Origin of the sequence: Acinetobacter harbinensis, from assembly GCF_000816495.1 — a bacterium.
GTDB lineage: Bacteria > Pseudomonadota > Gammaproteobacteria > Pseudomonadales > Moraxellaceae > Acinetobacter > Acinetobacter harbinensis.
On sequence record NZ_JXBK01000001.1, the window covers coordinates 2073046 to 2096665 of the forward strand.

Annotated in this window: 21 protein-coding genes and 1 tRNA gene; 8 read left to right on the forward strand and 14 right to left on the reverse strand. The window is 40.7% G+C overall.

The features are described 5' to 3' along the window. Positions 1 to 215: 215 nt before the first annotated feature. On the reverse strand, positions 216 to 341 hold the full coding sequence (locus SE27_RS14200) for a hypothetical protein (protein ID WP_264673629.1): 126 nt from the start codon (positions 339 to 341) through the stop codon (positions 216 to 218). A gap of 121 nt (positions 342 to 462) precedes the next feature. After that, entirely contained in the window at positions 463 to 660 is a 198-nt protein-coding gene (locus tag SE27_RS09700) for a hypothetical protein (RefSeq protein ID WP_039622920.1), read from the reverse strand. Positions 661 to 1591: 931 nt separating this feature from the next. Between SE27_RS09700 and SE27_RS09710 the strand changes: the two genes are divergently transcribed. The 4 genes from SE27_RS09710 (at position 1592) to SE27_RS09725 (ending at position 3130) form a co-directional block, all read left to right on the forward strand. Further along, positions 1592 to 1936, forward strand: a complete 345-nt coding sequence (locus SE27_RS09710; protein WP_039622922.1) for a hypothetical protein — start codon at positions 1592 to 1594, stop codon at positions 1934 to 1936. Next, on the forward strand, positions 1936 to 2181 hold the full coding sequence (locus tag SE27_RS09715; RefSeq protein WP_039622924.1) for a hypothetical protein: 246 nt from the start codon (positions 1936 to 1938) through the stop codon (positions 2179 to 2181). Before SE27_RS09710 ends, SE27_RS09715 begins: the two co-directional genes overlap by 1 nt. Next, positions 2182 to 2763, forward strand: coding sequence for an HNH endonuclease signature motif containing protein (locus SE27_RS09720; protein WP_039622926.1), 582 nt, complete (start codon positions 2182 to 2184; stop codon positions 2761 to 2763). It abuts the gene before it with no gap. A 76-nt stretch (positions 2764 to 2839) separates the two neighbouring features. Further along, positions 2840 to 3130: a hypothetical protein gene (locus SE27_RS09725; RefSeq protein ID WP_039622928.1), complete on the forward strand. Its 291-nt coding sequence runs from the start codon at positions 2840 to 2842 to the stop codon at positions 3128 to 3130. Between the two features lie 26 nt (positions 3131 to 3156). On the opposite strand, the gene SE27_RS09730 is transcribed toward SE27_RS09725, so the two are convergent. The 8 genes from SE27_RS09730 to efp all read right to left on the reverse strand — a co-directional run bounded on the left by SE27_RS09730 (position 3157) and on the right by efp (position 11577). Then, positions 3157 to 4158, reverse strand: a complete 1002-nt coding sequence (locus SE27_RS09730) for a tyrosine-type recombinase/integrase (RefSeq protein ID WP_039622929.1) — start codon at positions 4156 to 4158, stop codon at positions 3157 to 3159. 164 nt (positions 4159 to 4322) lie between these two features. Continuing rightward, a tRNA-Val gene (locus SE27_RS09735) sits at positions 4323 to 4399 on the reverse strand. A 31-nt stretch (positions 4400 to 4430) separates the two neighbouring features. After that, positions 4431 to 6443, reverse strand: a complete 2013-nt coding sequence (locus tag SE27_RS09740; RefSeq protein ID WP_039622930.1) for a transglutaminase family protein — start codon at positions 6441 to 6443, stop codon at positions 4431 to 4433. Positions 6444 to 6446: 3 nt separating this feature from the next. Beyond that, the gene (locus SE27_RS09745; RefSeq protein WP_039622933.1) at positions 6447 to 7352 is read right to left on the reverse strand and encodes a DUF58 domain-containing protein; all 906 of its coding nucleotides are present in this window, start codon (positions 7350 to 7352) and stop codon (positions 6447 to 6449) included. A gap of 12 nt (positions 7353 to 7364) precedes the next feature. After that, the gene (locus tag SE27_RS09750; RefSeq protein ID WP_081406915.1) at positions 7365 to 8354 is read right to left on the reverse strand and encodes an AAA family ATPase; all 990 of its coding nucleotides are present in this window, start codon (positions 8352 to 8354) and stop codon (positions 7365 to 7367) included. Positions 8355 to 8429: 75 nt separating this feature from the next. Continuing rightward, on the reverse strand, positions 8430 to 8732 hold the full coding sequence (locus SE27_RS09755; RefSeq protein ID WP_039622935.1) for a YbdD/YjiX family protein: 303 nt from the start codon (positions 8730 to 8732) through the stop codon (positions 8430 to 8432). Next, positions 8729 to 10822, reverse strand: a complete 2094-nt coding sequence (locus SE27_RS09760) for a carbon starvation CstA family protein (RefSeq protein ID WP_039622937.1) — start codon at positions 10820 to 10822, stop codon at positions 8729 to 8731. Before SE27_RS09760 ends, SE27_RS09755 begins: the two co-directional genes overlap by 4 nt. Before the next feature lie 185 nt (positions 10823 to 11007). Continuing rightward, complete coding sequence (efp, locus tag SE27_RS09765) at positions 11008 to 11577, reverse strand: elongation factor P (protein WP_039622939.1); 570 nt, start codon at positions 11575 to 11577, stop codon at positions 11008 to 11010. Positions 11578 to 11647: 70 nt separating this feature from the next. Between efp and epmB the strand changes: the two genes are divergently transcribed. The 3 genes from epmB to SE27_RS09780 are packed head-to-tail and all read left to right on the forward strand — an operon-like array spanning position 11648 to position 16523. After that, a complete protein-coding gene (gene epmB, locus SE27_RS09770) occupies positions 11648 to 12664 on the forward strand; it encodes an EF-P beta-lysylation protein EpmB (protein ID WP_039622941.1) in 1017 nt (338 codons plus the stop codon). 14 nt (positions 12665 to 12678) lie between these two features. Continuing rightward, complete coding sequence (locus SE27_RS09775) at positions 12679 to 14424, forward strand: hypothetical protein (RefSeq protein WP_039623964.1); 1746 nt, start codon at positions 12679 to 12681, stop codon at positions 14422 to 14424. Beyond that, positions 14406 to 16523, forward strand: a complete 2118-nt coding sequence (locus tag SE27_RS09780) for an EAL domain-containing protein (RefSeq protein WP_039622943.1) — start codon at positions 14406 to 14408, stop codon at positions 16521 to 16523. Before SE27_RS09775 ends, SE27_RS09780 begins: the two co-directional genes overlap by 19 nt. Before the next feature lie 82 nt (positions 16524 to 16605). Here SE27_RS09780 and rpmE read toward each other — a convergent pair whose 3' ends face one another. The 4 genes from rpmE to SE27_RS09800 form a co-directional block, all read right to left on the reverse strand. After that, entirely contained in the window at positions 16606 to 16833 is a 228-nt protein-coding gene (gene rpmE / locus SE27_RS09785) for a 50S ribosomal protein L31 (protein ID WP_039622945.1), read from the reverse strand. Positions 16834 to 17036: 203 nt separating this feature from the next. Next, on the reverse strand, positions 17037 to 18044 hold the full coding sequence (locus SE27_RS09790; protein WP_148308933.1) for a bile acid:sodium symporter family protein: 1008 nt from the start codon (positions 18042 to 18044) through the stop codon (positions 17037 to 17039). Between the two features lie 142 nt (positions 18045 to 18186). Further along, positions 18187 to 18588: a lactoylglutathione lyase gene (gloA, locus tag SE27_RS09795; RefSeq protein WP_039622947.1), complete on the reverse strand. Its 402-nt coding sequence runs from the start codon at positions 18586 to 18588 to the stop codon at positions 18187 to 18189. Between the two features lies 1 nt (position 18589). Continuing rightward, positions 18590 to 20749: an AmpG family muropeptide MFS transporter gene (locus SE27_RS09800; RefSeq protein ID WP_039623966.1), complete on the reverse strand. Its 2160-nt coding sequence runs from the start codon at positions 20747 to 20749 to the stop codon at positions 18590 to 18592. A gap of 181 nt (positions 20750 to 20930) precedes the next feature. On the opposite strand from SE27_RS09800, the gene SE27_RS09805 reads away from it, so the two are divergent. After that, positions 20931 to 23591: a Lon protease family protein gene (locus SE27_RS09805; RefSeq protein WP_039622948.1), complete on the forward strand. Its 2661-nt coding sequence runs from the start codon at positions 20931 to 20933 to the stop codon at positions 23589 to 23591. Positions 23592 to 23620: the final 29 nt, after the last annotated feature.

The following is a 23620-nucleotide window of genomic DNA, read 5'->3' on the forward strand; positions in this document are numbered from 1 at the left end:
TTATTATTGTGTTTAGTGATGTTTAATTTGAGTTACTATTTGTGTGATAGATTAAGAGAAAATGCAATATATATCATTAATTTAAAGTAGAAAATGACCCAGTTCTCTTTTTTAATTGCTTAACTCCACCAGTTTAAAAGTATCGAATTCGATCCAATTAAAGAGCGCTTACCAAAAAGAGTGCCTAAGCACTCTGTATCATTAAAAAATTTAAGTTATTTATCTTTATCCATTGAATGAGGTGATGTTGAGCCATCCTGCTTGTTTGTATCTGTATCTCTTTTCTGACAAGCAGTTAAACCAACCATTACAACCAAACTCAAAATCGCAAATATTTTCATGATGCGTCTACACTGGCTAAAAATTAAACTTATCAAAATATAGTTATTTCAATGTTTGTTTTATGAAACAAAAAAGCCCACCTTTCGATGAGCTTAATTTTATGTGTGCTTATTCGATAGGTTACTTATTCGCATAAAGAACCACAGGGTTAAGAATTGCTAAATTATTTTCCACTTCATTGCCTGCAGCTATGCTGATAACTTTACTCTCATCGATTACACCATTAGTGCATATATCCTCAGCATTGACTAGCATTGTCTTGTCACCGACATCAGTCTTGTAAGCAATTTTTAGCTTAAGTTCATTCTCAATATTCATTTTTGTTATCCCCTATTGTTAATATAAGAAATCACAATAACACATTGTAATAAAAGTGAAAATGATGTGGTGATCAGCCACATCATTGCCTTAGATTACGATATTAATCAGCTCGGCAACTGACCTACCGCTACTCACAATCACACACACCTAACATGCACGGCCTGCTTTACTTGCTTTCAATCCTTTTGGGTCGGGGTGCCAAACCCTATTTTGGTTTCTTTACTCAAGGCATGTTCTGCAAATTGGCTTTTTGCAGGCATTAAAAAAGCCCGATTAATGACCGAGCTTTCGTTGTTATATCTGGGTGGCGGCACTCATCTTAAACAAAGAAGAAAGGGCTTGTAATCAAAAATATCCATCAAATATTAAGCTATTAGCTCAACACATTTACACAGGATTTATTATGTAAAAGTAAACCGACAACACTAACAATAAAGCAATAGCCCCCACTAAATAGCTATCTATGATATTAAAACTCTTAATAAACTTCCACATATAAAAAACCAAATTATAACATTTGGTAAAATATACAATACACAATCTACATATTCAATGCCGATTTAATGATCAGAAGCGCTATTTGAATAATTTTTAGACATTAAAAAAGCTCACCTTTCGATGAGCTTATTTATGGAATCCTACGGTGTAAATCATAACAACTTGCCACCATACACTAAATCTACACAAACATGGCTGCCAAGTCAATCACTAAAAACCTCTATTTTTCCATCAAGATAGGCCAATCCTTTATCCACCTCTGACCGCACTTTTGCCCTACTACATCCATGTGCATTCGCTATAGATTGATCCGACCAATCGTTTTCAAACTTTAAGATGAGAAACCAAGCACGTTCAGCCCGTATCGGGATATCAATCTGTTTGGGATTGAGGATTGTATTAAGGATTTTGTGAATAGCTGGAGACCGCGATGAATCCAAAACCTGAGTTTGTTGGAACGGTGAATCGTTTGCCGAATGCCCTATGCGCTGCTTTCATCCAGTGGCTTTTAAATGGTGGTTATGTGACCAAGTCGAAGAAGGATGGCATGCACCTGAAACGCGGTGACAAGGTGGTCATTATTTACTGCAAAAATGGCGTGGTTGAGCCGAGTTATTTAATGAATGACTGCGGTGTAGACCGGTTCAAATTGTTCTCGAAACAGTGGCTTTTGGCGGATAAAAGATTCGTTGAAGGCTTGAGTAATTCGATGTGTGCCAAGTTTTCTGAAATTAAGGCATTTGCAATTGATAAGCAATATTTGAAGGTGGCGTGATGAGTACATTAAAAGATTTGAACAAGCATCTTTTTGATCAATTGGGTCGTTTAGCTAAGGCTGACAAAGAAGGGCTTGAAACTGAGGTTAAACGCGCTCAGACAATTCAAGGCATTAGTGCTGAGATTATCAAAGCGCACGCTACTCAATTGGATGCGGTTAAGTTGGTCGCTCAATACAAGGGCTTAAACCAAGAACAACAAGCCCCGCGCATTGCGCTTGGCGATATGGATGTCGAGGTTTAAATGAAGTTTAAATACACGCCTGAAATGGATGCTTTTTTGATTAAGCATACAACCATGCCCCGCAAGGAATTAACTGAGCTTTTTAATGCTGAGCTTGGTGTGAGCGTCAATGTGGATCAGATAAAGGCTCACTGTCTCAGAATTGGCGCTAAAACTGGCCGCACTGGTCGCTTGGAAAAAGGTCATGTTACTTGGAATAAAGGCATGAAAGGTTATAAGCCAAGCCCTGAAACCTTGTGGAAAAAAGGCAATGTTCCTCATACAGCGGCACCAGTGGGTCATGAGTACATCACGAAAGATGGCTACATCGAGTGCAAGTTTGAGGGTGAGCGTCAAATGAAGCTCAAGCATAAGTACCTATGGGAGAAAGCTAATGGCCCTATCCCTAGTGGCCATGCACTGATCTTTAAAAACGGCATTAAAACTGATTGTCGCTTAGATAATTTGATGTTGGTAAGCCGTGCTGAATTGCTTGCAATGAACCGCAAATTTAAAGAATTGCAGCGACCTGAAACGAAAGAAACTGTTGCGCTTTTAGCAAAGCTTTATGTGCGAAGTCAGAATATTGGAAAGGTGGCGTGATGGATATTAGTGAGAAGTTTTTAGAATACCTTGAGGCAAACCCAAAGGCCAGTGCAACTGTTATGGAGGGATTGTGATGGGAGTTTTAAGATATTCATACACGGTTGAATCGGATACACCTCCAGCGCTGTATCTTGGTGATAAAATCGGTGATGCCACGATTGTTGAAATGCGGCTTGAGCCGGTTGAATTGGTATCAAACGCATGGCTTGCTGAAAGATACTCAATATCGGTTGATTCAGTTAGAAGAAAGTGTGCGGCTATTAATCAAGGCACTACCGGAAAGGCTTTATACAATCCAAAACTTGCCGATGCTATTTTGAAGAATGAGATCAAAAGTAAGCGCGGTGCCAGAAGAAAGAATTAAACCTCAGCCCCTTAATTGGGGCTTTTTTATAGCATGTCTGCAATATCATCAGCGTGCGGATTGTAATAAGTATTCAGTAGAATCTTGATAGTTCTATGCCCTGTTATTTTTGCCAATATCTCAACCGGCACTTTACGTTGATTGACGAGCCTTGTAATCGCTTCGTGTCGCGTGTCATGGAAGTGTAGATCACTCAGTCCAATCTTTGCTTTAGTGCGCTCAAACAGAAGCCTAAAAGCGTTCTCTGATTGTGGTATGAGCTTATCGCCATCGTGCTGTATCAGTTTGAGCATTTCACGCGCCTGCGGTGTCAGTGGTACATTTCGAGCTTCGCCATTTTTTGTATCAGGCAAATGCACATACTTCTCAAATATATCGCTCATTTTAATATTGAGCAGCTCACCTCTACGCATGGCGGTTTCAAGTGCAAATAAGAAGCCCCATGCAACATAATGATGTGGAGTGACTGGCACCTGTCCACGACTATAATTAAATGCTGCAATAATTTTATCTATTTCATCATCGGTAATTCTGCGGTCACGCGCTTTAGGCTTTTTAGGCTTTGACACAGAAAAGAATGGATTTGTGTCAAGAATGAATAATTCCTTTTGAGCATAAGAAAAAATAGCGCTATAGAGACTCATCTCCTTAAGCACAGTATTGGCATTCACTTCTTTGCTGCGACTATTGCGCCAGTTGGTTAAGTGTTTTGGTGTGATGTCGTAAATAGATGCTTCAGCCAGTATGCCGAATTTATCATTAAAGTTTTTAAGTTGACCGTAGATCCACGGCTTAGACTTCTTGTGTCTACCTTCATCTTTATAATACTTATCGAATAATTCTCTAAATGTATATTGTGGGCGATTATCCACAGGCACATCTTTGTTTTCTTTTTCAAGTATCTTTTGTGCTACCGCCCATTGCGTACATTCTTTTTCTGTATCGCGGGTGCAATATTCACGTTTGCCGTTCAACATGACAGAGATCGACCACGCATTGCCGCGTCGTCTTGGCTGTGGGATTTTCATATAAGTAGACGAGTTTAGATTCCTGACACAATCTTGACACAAACCGCCCCAAAAGTTGCTGCATATTCTTAATTTTTTGCAGCAAATGCAGCAAATGCAGCAATTACAGGCATAAAAAAAGACCTACAAGTTATTGATTCTAACCGTAAGTCTTTGATTTAATTTGGTAGGTATAAGCAGACTCGAACTGCTGACCTCTACGATGTCAACGTAGCGCTCTAACCAACTGAGCTATACACCTAAGTGGTACGAATCATATGCATTTTCATTTTTTAAGACAAGGGCTTTTTGCTATTTTTAAGTGCGTATGCACAAGTTTTAAGCATTTTCTTAAATTGTTGAACATCTTGATCGGTATTCAGCGCTGAAAATTGCTGAATTTGATAATACTCAGCGGTCTGCTGAAAAAGAAGTCTTTGTTCTATTTCGACCTGTTGCGCTAGACGATTCATCCAAGCATAGAAAGTCTCAGCCGCTTGCTGGCGTAAATCCAGCGGTAATTTCTGAGAAAACTGTTGAATGGCACGCACATAAGCTGAAACAGCATATCGACTACGAACATAAAGCCAAATAAAATAAAGCGCCACCAGCAATAAAACACTTATGAGTAAAACAATAACGCTGGCATAAACGGACTTTAGACCTAATTTAGCCAACCAACTGCTTTGCTTTTCAGCATCATAGCCCACGACTTTACTTTGCCACTGATAACCAAGGTAATCACTCCAAATACGAACATTCTTAATCAGAGTAAATTGGCGATATTTCCACTTTTGTTGTTGATTGCCCAATATACTGCGATCACTGTCAATGTAATCTTGCATTCCGACATCAATACGCTGCGGCGCAACCATTGCTGTCGGATCAATACGCTGCCACTGACCATTTAACTGCACCTCGGTCCATGCATGTGCATCGAGTTGACGCACCTCCCAACTTTGTTGATCAGGTGCAAGCTGCCCACCTTGATAGCCCACCACCACACGCGCAGGAATCCCGACATAACGCATCAGCATGGCAAAACTGGAGGCATAGTGTTCACAAAAACCCTGCCGTGATTGAAACAAAAATTCATCTATACGATTCCCACCCAACACACCGGGCGTCAAGCTATAGACAAAATTATTTTGCTGATACCAGTGCAAAACATTACGCACATATTCAGTGGGCTGCTGTGCACTTTGTGCAAATAAATCCGAAGCCAATTGCCGTGATTTTCGATCTAAGCTTATAGGATATGCAGTATTGATTTTTTCCAGCATATTCGCTTGAGATGTGGTTTGCCCAGCTATTTTTTGTACGCCCAACCAACGCAGAGCAATCGGCTGATTACGCACCATTTCCCGCATTGGAATAATACTGCCATCTTGTTTTAATTGATAATTCGGCTCAACAGGAACGGACTGCTCTAATCCCATTATCCACAGCACGCGATTGTCCGCAGCCAAGTATTGATAATCAAAACTTCGTGTAGATGTTTGAGCTAGATTATTTTTCACACTTAACTGTTGATTGATCACGCTGCTGGTCCATGTTTTGCCATCATATTGATCTAACACCATCGCGCGCCAATACAGTTGCTCACGTGCTGGAAATTTATCAAGATTGCCTAGAATTCGAAAAGCCAAACTGGAAGATTGTGAAAGCTGTGCAATGTCGCCCGGTGACATGGTGTCGCTTAAACCGGTCACGCCTTTTTGCTCTGGAATTGGAATATGCCAAAGCGGCGGTAAGCGTGGAAAAAACACAAACAATAAAACAAAAAATGGCAAAGCCAACAGCAGAAATTTAGCAACGTGTTTGGCATCGGTTTTTAAAGCGCTACTTTGATTTTGAGCATCTTTAAATTCACTGCTCTGTAAGCGATACAGTCCAATTAAACAACTGAATAAGCACAGCAGCACCATGATTGCCATCCAGATGGATTGACTGTATAAAAATGAACTGGCACTAACAAATAAAGCAAAATTCAACAAGATAATCGTGTCGCGTTTATTTTTAGTTTCTAATGCTTTGGCAAATAAAAAAGTTGATAAAACCGCAACGCCAGCTTCAACGCCAATAAAACTGTGATAGTGAAAATAAATAACCCCTAAAGCCAAAATAGTGAAGCCAAAGGTCCATATTTTTGACAATGTTGCAGCTGATTTTTTAAAACCAAAGAATAAGCCAAGTAACATTAAAGCCAAAATAATGCTTAAGCCCAGTGGATTAAACAGTGCCTGTGCCATCAGCACCAACAACAGCGTGATTAAAATCGAGGTTCGAACATCAGCATGAATCATTATTTAAGCCTGTGCCAAAAGTTTTTTTGCATCTCGCAATTGCATTTCACCCATGCCAACTGTCAATTGAGCCTGAGGCAACAGCACGGTATATGCACACTGTATCTGTTCAGATTGTTCAACCAAGCCCATCATTAAACTGAGTTTCTGTTCGTGTGAGTCCGCAGGCATTTCCGCATAATCAATGTGCAGCGTGCTGTGATCTTGATGTTGTTCGAATACTTTTACATACAAGCCTTGTCCACGTGCGGCTTGTTTCCACGACACCGCTTGCAAAGTATCTCCAAGAGTGAAATTACGCAATTCGCGAAACTCATCCATATCTAACTCAACACTGGGCTGTTGATGCTTATACTGTGCAGGATAAAAAGCGGCTTTGGGTGCAATCCATGCATACTTGTTTAAATAAAAATAGCTCCATGCTCGCACCAATCCAAACGGATAAACTGAATAAATTTGCAAGGTTGGATAATGAAACTGTCCACGCTGCTGAGGCAAAAAAGACAAGCTGATGTGCTGGGTGAGTTCAGTGATTAGAATTTTTTGGAGCTGATTCTGAGTATTAATCCATAAATAACGTGGCTGTTTTTGTACTTGCTTAAAATACAATTTCAGATCGAGGCTCTGTCCGACTTGTCCTATTTCATCTGCAACAATTTCAATTTCAAGCCCATGTAACTGCTTAAAAGTTAAATAAAAGCTAATACATAAAATGGCACTGACCAAAAAACAAAACCCCAAAACTAAGTTATTGGCATAATTAATTCCGGCAATAAAAGTGATGAGGATAAGCACTAAATACAAATAGCCTTGTTGATAAATAAAAATCAGAATATCTTTTTGTGACAGCTGTTTAACTGTTTCAAACTGAAAGCGTTTTACTAACCATTTTTGCCAAGGCTTATTCAAACTGACCTCCCTTTAATGAATACTGACATGTTGCATAAGCTGTAAAGTTTCAGCTTCACTGAGTCCAATACGATGCGCAGCCACACTCACAAACACCGCTTGCACATCATCGGGCGTGACAAAGCTACGCTGTTCAATAAAGGCATACGCTTGTGCTGATTTTTTTAAAGCCAGAATCCCACGCGTAGACAGGCCATGACGATTTTTACGGGTTTCAGTGGCCAAATCCAACAGATAATCCAGTACACCATCGGCCAAATAAACTTGGCTGACCAACTGTTGTATATCTAAAATGTCTTGCTGATCAAAGATAGGCTGTAGTGTGGCAATTAAGCGATAACGAGATTCTTGCTGTAGCAATAATTTTTCAGCGGCACGTGATGGATAGCCGAGCGATAAACGCATTAAAAATCGGTCAAGCTGCGACTCAGGCAAACTATAGGTGCCGCTTTGAAAAAGTGGATTTTGTGTGGCAATCACCCAAAAAGGTTGCGGTAACACATAACGCACGCCATCGACAGTGACCAAACCCTCTTCCATCGCTTCAAGTAAAGCACTTTGGGTTTTCGGGCTACAGCGATTGATTTCATCTGCCAGTAAAATCTGGGTAAAAATTGGCCCATATTTAAACTCAAACTGATGCTCTTTTTGATTAAACATATTCACCCCAATCACATCACTGGCCAGCATGTCATTGGTAAATTGAATACGCTGAAATTTTAGTCCTGCAAGGTGTGATAAAGCACTAGACAATGTGGTTTTACCCAAGCCGGGTAAATCCTCAAACAGTACGTGTCCGCCTGCAAACAGACAGCTTAGGGCCAATTTGGTTTGCTGCGATTTATCTAAAATAATACTATTGATTTGTGTTAAAAAACTCTCAACCTTTGGCGCATAAGCTTGTACTTTTTCATTGAACTGCTGTTGCTGCGCTGTCAGTTGTTGTTTTTCAACCTTATTTACGGCCCAAATCACACTTTTCCCCAATAAAAAACGGTGCATGATTAACATACACCGTTTTATGATTTTTCCAAACCCAAGCGAGCAGCTCAGATCTTTAGATGTGAGCTTAAGCGACTAGCACGGACATCTTTTCATGCCACTGCCTGCACTGGGATAGCGTGCATCAACGCAATAACGATAAAAAGTCTTATCGTCCATCGGAGTTAAATCTGCATGGTGCTTGGCCATATGCTGTAAATACGTTTGATAATCAGGCACACCCACCATCAAACGAAAGCTTTGCTGTAGACGCTGCCAAATCAGTTGAATGGTCTTCAGACTTTTCAACATTAAAAACTGCTTGGGCTGCGCCAGTACAGTAAATTTAATAATTTTACCCATCGCCAGTTTTTGACGAATTTGATCTTTTAGACTCATTTCACCTCTCCTACCGCAACGTCATCACGATAAATGGCTTCGGACTCATGCACACTTGGATTTGGATCAGCCAAAGCACGGCGGATGGCTGCGATGGCCGCAAACAACATCACCACAGCCACAATCATAAAGAAACCGCAGAGCATGGCATTAATTTGGTTTGAGAATACAATGGTTTGCATTTCCGCCACGTCTTTGGCCGGTTTTAACACCTCATTTCGGGCAATCGCATCGGAAAAACGATTGGCCTGCGCCAAGAAACCAATTTTAGGATTCTCATGGAAGATTTTTTGCCAACCAGCGGTCATAGAGGTAATGAACAAGAAGATGGTCGGTACAATCGTCACCCACGCATATTTCTGCTTTTTCATCTTAAACAGAATCACAGTACCTAAAATGAGCGCCATCGCGGCTAAAATTTGGTTACCAATGCCGAATAACGGCCATAAGCTGTTAATCCCACCAAGTGGATCGACCACCCCTTGATAAACAAAAAAGCCCCAACCAGACACAGCTACGGCTGTACCGAGTAAATTACCAAAGAAATTATGCGAGTTTTTGACCGCAGGAATCACAATACCCACTGTATCTTGCACCATAAAACGACAAGCACGTGTTCCAGCATCCACAGCGGTTAAAATAAATAAGGCTTCAAACAAAATCGCAAAGTGATACCAAAAGGCCATCATGGAGCGGTTGTTGAAAATTTCGGTAATAATATGTGCCATACCAATGGCAAACGTTGGCGCACCACCCGTACGCGATAAAATAGAGGTTTCACCCACTTCTTTGGCCAGCAAAGTTAGGGCTTCTGGGGTAACCACAAAACCCAAGGTACGGACCGCTTCAGCAGCACTTTCAACGGTGGTGCCCAGTATTGCAGCGGGCGCATTAATTGCAAAATAAACCCCCGGTTCTAAAATAGTGGCACAAATCATTGCCATCACTGCAACGAAAGATTCCATCAACATGCCACCATAACCAATCACACGAATATCGACTTCGTTATCAATCAGTTTAGGTGTCGTGCCTGAAGCAACCAAGGCGTGGAAACCGGAAATCGCACCACAAGCAATGGTGATAAACAAGAATGGGAACATTGAACCAGCAAAAACAGGACCTGTACCATCAATAAATTGAGTCACGGCAGGCATTTTCATTTCTGGCAAGGCCACCATAATGCCAATCGCCAGTCCAACAATCACACCAATTTTTAAGAAGGTTGAAAGATAATCGCGCGGTGCAAGCAGCAACCACACCGGTAAAGCAGACGCCACAAAACCATAAACAATTAAACACCACGTTAGCTGCGTACCTGAAAGGGTAAAAATAGGCCCCCAATAGGCATCCGCTGCGACATTACCGCCATAGACAATCGCAAGCATCATCAGCACGAAACCAATAATCGAGACTTCGGCAATTTTCCCTGGACGGATATAGCGCATGTATACGCCCATAAACAGCGCAATTGGAATGGTCGCAGAAATGGTAAACACGCCCCATGGGCTATTGGTTAAGGCTTTGACCACCACCAAGGCCAAAACAGCCAAGATAATAATCATCACGCCCAAAGCACCCAGCATGACAATGATACCGGCAAAGGTACCCAATTCCTGCTTGGCCATTTCACCCAGTGAACGTCCGTCACGACGGGTTGAAATAAACAACACCAAGAAATCTTGTACCGCGCCGGCTAAAACCACACCCACCAACAACCAAATGGTGCCGGGTAAATATCCCATTTGTGCAGCGAGAATCGGACCGACTAAAGGCCCTGCGCCGGCAATGGCGGCAAAATGATGCCCAAACAACACATATTTATTGGTCGGCACATAATCTAAACCATCTGCCAAACGATGTGCAGGCGTTAAACGCCGTGCATTGAGTTCAAAGACTTTATTGGCAATAAACAAACTGTAAAAGCGATAAGCAATGCTATACACACAGATTGCAGCTAACACCAGCCAAACCGCATTTACATGTTCGCCGCGACTAAGTGCCAGTGTCCCAAAAGAGACTGCACCTAAAATGGCAACCAGTATCCAAACTATTTTTGAAGTCGTGGTTAACTTCGATTGAATCACATCCATATTAATTCCTCATATCCTGTGCATAAATCAGCGGGCATTTTTATTGTTGGGCGTACTGCTGTTTTTCCTTTGCAACAATGCTCCTTATACTCTACATTTCACATTTTGATTTTGCTCTAATACTTTGGCATAAAAAAAGGGATGATTTACATCATCCCTTTCGATCATAGTCTATTTTTAAACGATTATGCACGCTCTAAATAATCGCCTGTACGCGTATCAACACGCACACTTTCTTCTTGCTGTACAAACAGTGGCACACGTACAACTGCACCAGTTTCCAGCTTAGCAGGCTTACCGCCACCACCTGAAGTATCACCACGTACACCTGGATCAGTTTCAATGATTTTCAAGGTAACGAAGTTAGGCGCATTCACTGCCAATGGAACACCATTGAACAGCATAATGGTACATTTTTCGTTGGAATCATCTTTTAACCATTTGGCTGCATCGCCCATTGCCACTTTATCTGCAGCAATTTGTTCGAAGCTCACTGGATCCATAAAGTTCCAAAGTTCACCATCGTTATATAAATACTCCATTTCAAGTTCAACAATGTCAGCACTTTCTAGTGTTTCATTGGATTTGAAGGTTTTTTCCAACACTTTGCCACTTCTTAGGTTGCGTAGTTTCACCCGGCTAAATGCTTGGCCCTTCCCTGGTTTTACGTATTCATTTTCCAGGATTGAACATGGATTACCATCATGCATGACCTTAAGGCCTGCTTTAAAATCATTTGTCGAATAATTGGCCATGAAAGGCTCGCTCCAAACTTACTAACTCAAATCTATTAATGCTAGACTAGCATCATTTTTTACATGCCGCATGATAAACTATTTGTATCAAGAGCAAAACTGGCAATCTCAACTTAGCGACCTGATTACTGATCCTTTAGAGCTACTTGAACTGCTCAAGCTATCGCCTGAACAGCTATTATCAGGGGCAATACTGGCATCTGAACAGTTTAAATTGCGTGTCCCTCGCGCGTTTGTCGCAAAAATGAGCAGCAACAATCCGCTCGACCCACTTTTATTGCAAGTTTTACCCCATCATCTTGAACTTGAAGACCATGCTGGATTTGTCACCGACCCTTTGGGCGAAGAACAAGCCAATCAGCAGCCGGGTGTATTACATAAATATAAATCACGTTTTTTGCTGACACTTACAGGCGCTTGTGCCATTCATTGCCGTTATTGTTTTCGCCGGCATTTCCCCTATCAAGAAAACCTACCTAAAAACGATGATTGGCTAAATATTAAAGCCTATATTGAGAGCCAACCTGACATTAATGAGGTCATTTTTAGTGGCGGTGACCCACTAACCCTGTCAAATCGTAAATTAAAATTGTGGATTGAGCGCTTAGAATCGCTGCCACAAATTAAATTTCTGAGAATTCATTCACGGGTTCCGATCGTAATCCCCAACCGTGTCGAAGAAGAGCTAATTTCACTTTTAAAAAATAGTAGGCTGCGCATTATTGTAGTGGTACACTCAAATCACGCCGCTGAGTTGGATGATTTTACTTGCACCAAACTTGCACTTCTGGTTCAAAATCAAATCACCGTACTCAATCAAGCAGTTTTGTTAAATGGGGTTAATAATTCTGCGCAGGTTTTAGTCGATTTAAGCTATCGTTTGTTCGATGCAGGCGTGATGCCATACTATTTACATGTATTAGATAAAGTAAAAGGTGCGCATCATTTCGATTTAGAGACTGATCAGATTAACCTTATATATAAAGAGGTTTTAGAGAACCTTCCGGGATATTTGGTTCCTAAGCTTGTCAGGGAAATAGCGGGTGAAAAAAATAAAACACCGCTTTTTGGGGTTTCAACTTTTTGAGTTAAATAATAACGATGTTTATGAGCACTTCAGATATTTTTCAAACGCCAACAGAATTAAAGTTAGATAAACTCAGCTTTTGCCCCTCTAATGCAAAAGGGCTGCAAGAGTGGGTGTCTAACCTGTCTATTTTACAGCTTGGAAATTCTTCAAAAGAGCTTTTTAATGCGTTACTTGAAATCTCTGAACTGAAGTGCCCAGAAATGCTGCGTTTTGATTTAATTCAAATCTTGCATCCCACTTTAGACAATGTCTTGGGCAGCTTAGAAAAACACTTTTTTAATCAGGGTTTAATTACCAGCGATCGGAATGACCAAATTATTGAATTGGCTATGCTGTTGCGTAGCCATTTTACTAAAATTTATATTGATATCTCTAAACGCTGCAATACCCAACTGAGTTTACAAAAGTTTTCATTGTTTGCTTTTAATCAAAAGAAAAGCTTACAAACGGCTAGAATCGCGTCGACTTATTATGCGCTGCAACAATTGGCTTTATTACTTTATCAACAACACTTACTCTATAGCACCCCTTTATTTGGGCAATGGTTGGTTGCACATCAACTACTAGACTGTGCAATGAGACACAACTCGCATCAGACCAATATTAATCAGCTTTTAAATACCCAGCATCCCCTGCAAACCATTACTCAAGTTTATGCACAACTGATCTTATTGGATATTTTTAACACCCATCAGATCCGTCCTTCTGAGATGCAGGGTTTGTATTTATGTAGTTTTGATTGGGCAAAATTGGTGCATATCCTACCCAAAGAAACCACGCTTTCACGCTATATTGTCGATATTAATAAAGATTGTCCACCTACATTTAACAATGATCAATCGAGTTTATATAAACCCACAATTTATATTTCCACACAAAATTTACTCGATCATTTATGTGACACGCAAAGCAAAAAATCAGGTTATTTATCACGTAATGAAAAACTGTTTTTAACCCCTGCACTGCACTTTCATATTCATACCTTATTGACCACCAATACTGAACGTCGTGATGAGCGTTATGAATATTCAGCGCAATTGAATCTGTGTTTTAGTCTTTCTGTGGCACATTTTTACTTGTCTAAAGGTAAAAACTTTCACGAAACATTGGATTTAGACAATAATTATCAATTCCAAAATGAAAGCAACTTGATTAACTCAATGAACTCTAATATTCCTCTTGAAGTTAGCAGCGCTAAATTACTCGATCGCGAAGCCAAACAAATCTATTCAACCGAAGTTCTCGATATTAGTGTGAATGGTTATAGAATCAAATGGACGGGGGTTACGCCGCCTCATCTTAAAACTGGTGAATTTATTTTAATTCAAGAAAATTCACGTGACTCATGGCGCGGTGGCGTGATTCGTTGGATTAAGCAATCTACAGAAAAAAGTTTGGAGTTGGGACTTGAGGTGTTGGCACAGGATTTATTTCCTTGTGCGGCCATGGTGAAAACAGAGCGCAATAGCAACAATTATCAACCTGCCCTTCTTGTACAAAGTTCTGCGCTAGAGAGCGATTCAGTCACCTTAATTGTTTCAGGTTCACATCTGTTTCGAGAAAAACAAACCATCCACTTACGCTTAGGCAAAGATGAACTGAAAATCTACTTAACCAAAGCGCAACTGATTACACAGAGTTTTATCCATTTTGAATTTGAACTGTTGAATGATCAACAACAAAGTCTGGTGCAAAACTTTATCAACAAACAAACAAATGAAATCAAAAATCAAGATTTATGGGAAGCATTAAAGTGAGAAATCCATTACTGTCTAAAAAATTAAAACGTACTGAGACCCGCTTACTCATTATCGATGACAATCAAATACGTTTTAATCAAATTTGTGATCTGCTCACTACAAATGAGCACGTGGTACAAGCCATCTTATTGGATGATTTGCAAAGCTTTGAAAAGCAATTACAGCAAAACTGGGATTTAATTATTTTTGGTCGTGCCTACGACTTAAAATATGAACAAGCGCTCAGTCTAATTCAATTATCTAAACAACCCAACTTGCCGATTCTCTTGCTTAAACCAGAGGATTATCAAGCGGAACAATACGCACATTATATGCGTAAAGGTGTTTACGATATTTTAAATCTAGATTTTGCAGACCGGTTTTATTTGGGACTGCTGCGCGCACTGTCTTTTAGCCGTTTATCGCTGATGCAACAGCAATTAATCGATGAGCTAGAATCTGCACAAACCCATGCTCAATCATTGGTACAAGACAGTAATAAAGCGGTTGCTCTGATTCAAGAAGGTATTCATATTGAAGCCAATTCTGAATATCTACAGCTCTTTGGCATTAAAAATCAAGACGATATTATTGGACTTCCTTTACTTGATCTTCTACAACCCAAAGATATTCAGGACTTTAAGTTACGCTTTAAGAAAATTAGCCAAGGTCAATTTGATTTAGCTCGTTTTGATATCAACACATTAAACACGCAAGTTGTACAGGCTAATCCGCTTAAAATTGAGTTCTTATCCTCAACTGATGAAGATACCTTACAAATCACCATTGATATGGATAATGCTGAATCTAGCGATGAGACAACCACATCGGCACAAAAAAATATACAAGGGTTCAATACCTATCAATTGATTAATCGAAGCATCCTTCAGCAGCCGTCTAACATTAACGCTTTGGTTATTTTCTCTTTAGCCTCTTGCCCAGAAATTATTTTTAATAGTGATTGGACCACCTCTAAAAACTACTTCCAACACGTTAAAGATTTTGTCAAAGATCAAATTAATATTCCTTTATTTAAAGTGGGTATTGGTATTTTTATTGGCTTATTACAAGGCGACTCCAAAGCAAAATTAGACTCTAAATTGATTGGTTTGGGCGCGTTAACTAAGCCTCAACTGTTACAGATCAATGAAGCGAGCTATCCGCTTAATCTAAGAATCGGTTATACCCAACTAGACACAGAAATTCATGATGAGCAGCACTTTGAACAGCTGATTAATGCAGCCTATACTACCGCATTACCTCAAAACGAACCTGCACCGCAGATTGAATTGACCACTCAGATTGATATTCCGAACATTGAATTTCAGCAACCAGAGATTAAACCGGTACATATAAGCGCTGAATCTTCTTTGATTCGCGCATTACAACAGAGTTTAGATCGTGGTGAGATTCATCTTAAATATCAACAGCTATACGATAAACAAGACACCAACCTCTATACCTATGAAGTGACCAGCGGCTTTATCTTTGACAGTGCTTGGAAAGACTTATCTGATGTTAGAGAATTGGTTGAAGATCCTGAATTATCGATTAAGTTAGACCGCTGGATCTTGGTTGAGTCATGTAAGCAGTTACATAACTTTATTACGCAATATCCTGAAGCAAAATTAATTGTTAACTTAAACAAAGAAATTTTATTCTACGATCAAACTTTCCCTGAATTTATTGCTAAGCTGATTACCATTATCGGCAGCAAACTGTCTCATCCGCTTATTTTACAATTTTCAGAACAAGATATTGCTCATAATATTCCAGAAGCGCAAAAACATATTGCACAATTACGCCAATTTGGTGCTGAAGTGGCATTAAGAGATTTTGGCAATACCATTTACAGTGAAGCTGCTTTACGTCAACTTGATGTCAACAGCCTGACCTTACACCCCGCTTTAACTGAAATGTTAAATAACGAACAGTCGACCGAGGCGTTACAAGAAAAAATTCTGGTCTTGCATGAAATAAAACCTGTTGAAATTATGCTGCGTGGCCTAAATGATATGACTCTTTTTGCCAATGCTTGGAATGTGGATGCACGTTTTATTCAAGGTGAGTACTTCCAGAAAAAACTCGATCATTTGATTGATGTACAAGACCAATAGGTCTTGTACCTATTTTTAACTTGAAAGCTTAAAATTTAGACATAAAAAAACGGGCTTAGCGCCCGTTTTTTTATTCTGTGTATTAATCGCGTTTGATAGAACGTGACATACCAGAAAAACGTTGTTTGAACTTGTCGATACGACCGCCAGTATCCACATTCTTTTGTTTACCAGTATAGAATGGGTGGCAAGCTGAACATACGTCTAGATAAAGAGTTTCTTTACCAGATGCTGAACGAGTTTCGATAACGTTACCACATGAACAGGTAGCAACTAGTTTTTCATATTTTGGATGGATATCGGCACGCATGGTCGACTACTCCTAGGTTAAGAAAGGCTTAAGCTGTCATCGCAATTGATCACTCTCATTATTCATGAGGAAAAAAGTTTTTCCCAAGAAAAACCAGATCAACACCACAACAGACCATTCTTTTGGCCCACCGAAACGGATACCGTCAGGGCTAAGCACAACAAGTGGCAATTATTATACGTTAAAAAAGCCCGTATTGCGAATTATTCTTTAATCTCAGCCGTGGTCATGCATGCTTCATCCGGCATTTTTTTAGACCAATAATTGGCAATTACACCGCAGACCATTAATTGAATTTGATGAAAAATCATAATTGGTAATACAATCATCCCCACCGGCTGACCAATAAATAAGATCTGCGCCATCGGCACACCGCTGGCCAAGGTCTTTTTAGAACTACAAAAGAACATGGCAATTTGGTCGGCTTTATTAAAACCTAGCCATTTAGGGATATAAAAAGCCAGCAGCATAATTACGGTTAAAAAAACCGAACAGGCTAAGGTGAGAATCAACAAGGTCTGCCAACTGACCATTTGCCAAAGTCCAGCCACCACCGCACTACTAAACGCACCATACACCACCATCAAGATGGTGCCCTGATCAAACATTTTCACCAAATTAGGAATTTTAAGCATATAAGGATAAATATATGAACGTAACAACTGTCCTAAAATAAAAGGCACCAACAGTAACAATGCAATCTGAATGACCGATGAGGTCGGATCAAAATCATGTTGCGCTTGACCAAGAATAAAAAAACTGACCAGTATAGGTGTAATAAACATTCCCAATAAATTGGAAAATGAGGCGCTACACACTGCACTGGCGACGTTGCCTTTTGCAACAGAGGTAAAGGCAATAGAGGATTGTACGGTTGAGGGCAAGAAGCACATAAACAAAAAGCCCCAATACAGCTCTTGACCTAAAAGTGGCAATAACAGCGGTTTCGCCAGCAACCCTAACAGTGGAAATAAAGCAAAGGTAAATGCAAAAACCACCACATGAAATTTCCAATGCAGAACGCCATCAACCAGTGCTTCTCTGGAAATTTTCGCCCCATGTAAAAAAAACAAGATGGCAATTGCGATCGACGTGATAATGCTGAAACCATGTTCAGCAATCCCCGATACCGGTATAATAGTTGCCAGTATCACCATCACAATCAGCAAAATTGTAAAGCGATCCAACGCCAATAATTTTAACATTACCATTCCTTGTAATAATGAAAAGATATAAAAAAGCCCAATAAGCAATTTTACCTAAGAGTAAATTTTTATCTTAATGGGCTGACTAGATAAAGCTAGTTTTTTAAATCAATGTTCAATATTTAGTTTATCTATATAACACGTTGCATTAATTATTACGGGCATTGAGGTCTTGCTGAATCAGTTCAATTTTATAACCGTCTGGATCTTCAACAAAAGCAATCACCGTTACTCCGCCCTTCATTGGACCAGCTTCACGCACCACTTTACCGCCACGCGCTTTGATTTCTTCGCAGGCCTGATACGCATCATCAACGGCAATGGCAATATGTCCATACGCTGTACCTAGCTCATAACTGCTGATATCCCAGTTATAGGTCAATTCCAGCACGGTATGATGCTGCTCATCGCCATACCCGACAAAAGCCAAACTAAAACGTCCCTCTTCATAGTCACGCTGACGCAGTAACGTCATTCCCAAGACTTCGGTATAGAACTTTAATGATTGTTCTAAATTACCAACACGTAACATGGTATGTAGCATGCGCATTTTATTCACCCTTTTCAATTTTTATCTGTTGATGTTCAGCCAATAACTTTGCAACCCAGACCACCAAAATTAAAATTGGAATTCCAATTAAAGTGGTCATCAAGAAGAAGTTTGGATAACCAATATTGCTGACTATAGTACCTGAATAGCCACCTAAAATCTTAGGGGTTAAGGTCATCAGTGAGCTAAAAATTGCATACTGCACGGCGGTAAATGAGACACTGGTGAGACTGGATAAAAATGCAATAAAGGCTGCACCTGCAAGTCCGGATGCCAAGTTATCAACAATAATGGCAAAGTATAACCATGAAGAACTATACGGCTTAATGACCTTGCCGCTAATTTCCACTGGATCGCTGGATTGGGTGTTAATCATGGGCAAAGGCTGCACTTCAATATCTAAGTCTTTTGCTGCCGTCGTTTGCATATTGCTGCTGTAACGATGCTCGGCGCTGAATAAAACCTGATTGTTCTGTAGTACCTGAGCGACTATTTTTTTAGCGCGTGAATTCAGCAAAAGCTCTGCTGGAATTGCGGCACTAAAGATGCCTGCTTTATCTAAATTAGCAGTAAAAGTTTGATCATCTAATTTTAAGATAATCTGTTCAGACTCAGACAAAGGCTGTCCAAAATATTGACCGCGCACCACCACGCTATTATTTTGCTCTGCTGGTGTAATGACATTGTCACTGGTTACAGGCAAAAGTTGTAAACCACTTTGGTGCTCAAGCCCTTCTAAATAAGGCAATGTCGTGACTGCTGGACTTTGTCCATTGTGTTGATATTGCACTGCGACTTGTAGTTGATCGGCTTGAGCCAATACTTGACTCGGTACTTTGAGTTTCCAGTATCCCACTTCATCAGACTCAACCGTATATTGCTGCTGCCCGATAGTGATATTGACATCATTGGTTTGCTGTCCTGATTTCACTAAACCAATAAAGATCAGATTGGTTGAACTGGCCAAAATTGCGCCCACAAACATCAACTTCATAATGTTCATGCGCTGTGCCAACAAACCACCAAGGAAACCGCCAACCAAACTAAAAATCACCCCGTAAATCTTAACTGCTTCTGCAATTTGCTGTTTGGTGAAGTTTAAATCTTGATAAAAGACATTAGAGATTACACCGGCAATAATATCGGAGATACGATAGAAACCGATCAACAGCAACAACACCAAGGCTAATTTTACGCCATAGCGTCTAAAGAAATCGGCAATCGGATTGACCCACGTTTCAAAGGCCATTTCTTTATTGACTGCGCCCATTTTGACCAGCAAAGCACCGATCAAGACCGCAACAACCGCAGAGCCAATAAAACGCAATGCTTCAAAACAGAACAGCAAAAAAGAATCGGAGATTGCAAATTGCGCTTTAACGGCTTCAGTTAAGCTGCCGGATAAAATATAACTCACCACAAAGCTGATGACCGCCACAAAAAACACCGCCACCAAACGGTAGTAATCGCTACGTTTATAATCTTTATATCGTCGATTCACTGTTGGTTCACGAATGACCAAAGTGGTGATAATTCCCACCAGCATCACCGCGGCCATGGCCAGATAGGTAATTTTCCACGCACTGTAAATGTAGTTGCCTTTGGCTGTGCCCAGTGAGGCGGCTAAAAACAACGCCCCTGCACCGGCCACAATCATGCCGATACGATAACCGGCATTATAGGTCGATGCCAATACGGTCTGCATTTGTGTTTCTGCCAGCTCAATGCGATAAGCATCAATCACAATATCTTGCGTGGCCGCAGAGAAGCCCAATAAAACCGCCCCGATTGCCATTTGATATAAAGAGCTTTGTCCTAACGCGGGATTGGAAAATGCCATCAAACAAATTGAGCAAATAATTAATAGTTGCGCAATGAACAGCCATGCACGACGTCGCCCTAAAATTTTGGTCAGTACCGGCACGGGTAATTCATCAATCAGTGGCGCCCAGACAAACTTAAAGGAATACCCCAATGCGGCCCAGCTAAAAAATGTTACGGCGCTTTTATCAATGCCTGCTTCACCTAACCATAATGACAGGCTAGAGAAAATCAGCAGTATCGGAATACCGGCAGAGAAGCCCAAAAACAGCATAATCAGCGCGCGGCGATCAAGAAATGCGGTAAAGGCCGATTTCCATCCAGTAGATTGTGTGGTCATTGCTTTATTATATTCTGCAAACTTAATGGCGCTATTCAAACGCTTAATCAAATAGGTTTCAATAACATTTACGAAATCATTGTTTTATTTTCTGCATTTAAGTGAGCTGTCGGCTTGAATTTTTCAAACAAACCTGTATACCTTTAAATCTCTATCGTAATATTTCGTTTTGGATTTCACAGTGACGCAAAAACCTGAGCAACCGAATACTGCTTTATCTACCCAGACTATTAGCACCAATGAACAACCCAACCAAAACATTTTAACGTCCGCCTTTGAACAACCAGAAATACAAATCACTTTAGAAAAAACAAAACTAAAAGCTGAACAGCTAACCCATATTCCTGATTACGATAACATTCCAGCCTCTACGCGCAGGCTTAAACCGCTGAATAATTTTTTAGGACAAGACCGCGCGCGCGCGTCGGTTGAAGCCGGCATTTCTTTACCCTATTCCGGCTACAACATTTTTGCGGTTGGCACGGCAGGCTTGGGTAAACGCACCATGATTAAGCGTCTGTTGCAGCAACACGCCAAAACCATGCCAACGCCAAACGACTGGGTGTATGTCAACAACTTTAAACATCCGCGTCAACCGATTGCGCTAGAACTTCCTTCAGGTCAAGCGGCGAAATTTCAAGCCATGCTGCATCAAACGTGGCAAACCATTTTAAAACAATTAGAACGTCGCTTTAGTGCCGAGATTTATCACAATCGTATTGAAATGATTCGACAACAAATTGGCGATGAACAGCATCAGGCCCTGATTGATTTAACCAAAGAAGGTGCTGAACTGGATTTGAAGCTGGTGACTCGACATGAAGAACACTGTTTTGTTCCGGTCCACTTTATTGATGATGTGCCAGAAGAAATGACTTTGGCGGAAATTAATGCACTGAACAGTAAAGATCGGGCAGAGATTTCAACTCACATGCAATATATGGATAAAAAGTTAGAACGTTTAGGCTTACATTTAGGCGATTTAGAAGATGAAGCCCGCGATAAAGTACAAATTTTAAATCGTGAGATTGCTAAAAAAGTGGTCACGCCACGAATTGAACAACTGCTGAATAAATTTACTGATGTAAAAGGCCTGAAGGATTATCTACATCTATATGCCGAAGACATCATTAACAATGTCGAAACAGTGATTGAACAAGAAGAAGATGATTTTACCCCAGGGCTATTTAGTCGCATCCCTGCGCGCTATCAAGCCAATATTATTGTCTCTTATAAGCCCAATTCTGGCGCGCCAGTTATTTTTGAAGACTTCCCCACCCATTACAAGTTACTTGGTCATGTTGAGCAGCGTACGCAAAATGGCACCATCACCACCGATTTCACTCTGATTCGCTCTGGTACGCTGCACAAAGCCAATGGCGGTTTTTTAATTTTAGAAGCCGAACAACTGCTAGAGCAGCCTTATGCATGGCAAGGCTTAAAACGTGCCTTAAAATCCGGTCAAATCAAACTGTCGTCTTTAGAGCATATGCTGACGTTAACCGGCAGTATTTCCATTGAACCGCAAGCCATTCCACTGGACCTCAAAGTGGTGTTACTGGCAGAACCTGAAGTTTATTATGAAATTTTAGAGGTTGAACCAGAACTGGGCAGTGTCTTTAAAATTCGGGCAGATTTCACCGATACCTTACAACGCAATGACAGCAATGAGCAGGCTTATATGCAGCTGATTGCCGACTATGTACAAGCGGATAAATTGCTGCCGTTTGAACGCTCAGCTTTGGCGGCACTGCTCACCGATTCAAGCCGCCAAGCGGAAGACCAAAGCTCATTGTCATTGCATGCTTTAACCTTGGGTGACTTAATTCGCGAGGCGCATCATCACGCAGCCAAAGCCGGTGATAAAAGCGTATCTGACAAACATATCAATACTGCACTCGATCATCGTAAGTATCGTTTGGGATATTTACGTGAATTGTACTGGGAAGACTTATCACGTGGCACACAGCTGATTGAAACCAAAGGACATCGCTTGGGACAAATCAATGCCCTGTCCGTGATTCAATATGCCGATGTGGAATTTGGTTTACCGTCACGCTTAACCGCATCGGTTTATCAAGGTGGCGGCGATATTTTAGATATTGAACGCAGTGTCGAACTGGGCGGCTCATTACACGCCAAAGGCGTGCTATTGATGTCCAGCTTCTTAAAAGCCCATTTTGGCCGTGAACAAACCTTACACTTTTCAGCCGCGCTGGCCTTTGAACAAAGCTATGGTCAGGTCGATGGTGACAGCGCAACCGTGGCGGAACTCTCTGCACTGTTATCTGCCATCAGCCAACTGCCAATTGATCAGTCTTGGGCCATTACCGGCTCTATGAATCAATTGGGTCAAGTTCAACCGATTGGCGGCGTGAATGCTAAAATTGAAGGCTTCTTCGATGCCTGTAAACTGCAAGGCTTAACCGGCAGACAGGGCGTGATTATTCCGCGGCAAAATATGCAACATTTAATGTTACGTCAGGATGTGATTGAAGCGGTAGAAAAAGGTGAATTTCATATTCATGCCATTCAAACCATCGATCAAGCGCTTGAAATTTTGATGGCACGTCCTGTAGGCACATTGAATAAAAAAGGCCGTTATAGTAAAAATTCAATTTATGCTGCCGTTTTAGAGCAATTGGAATACTGGCAAGCTATTGAAGATGGTGCTGCATTTGAAGAAGACAGCAAAAAGAGTAAGAAAAAGAAAAAAAAGAAAAAAGCTAAAAAGAAACTCAAAAAGGAAGCCAAAAAACAAGCGTTGGCGGTGGAGTTGTTAAAGGCTGAAAATGTGGTCGATGCAGAGAATTTGGCAGACACCCCAAAAGAGGCCAAATAACACTCAGCCCTATAAAAAATCACCATAAA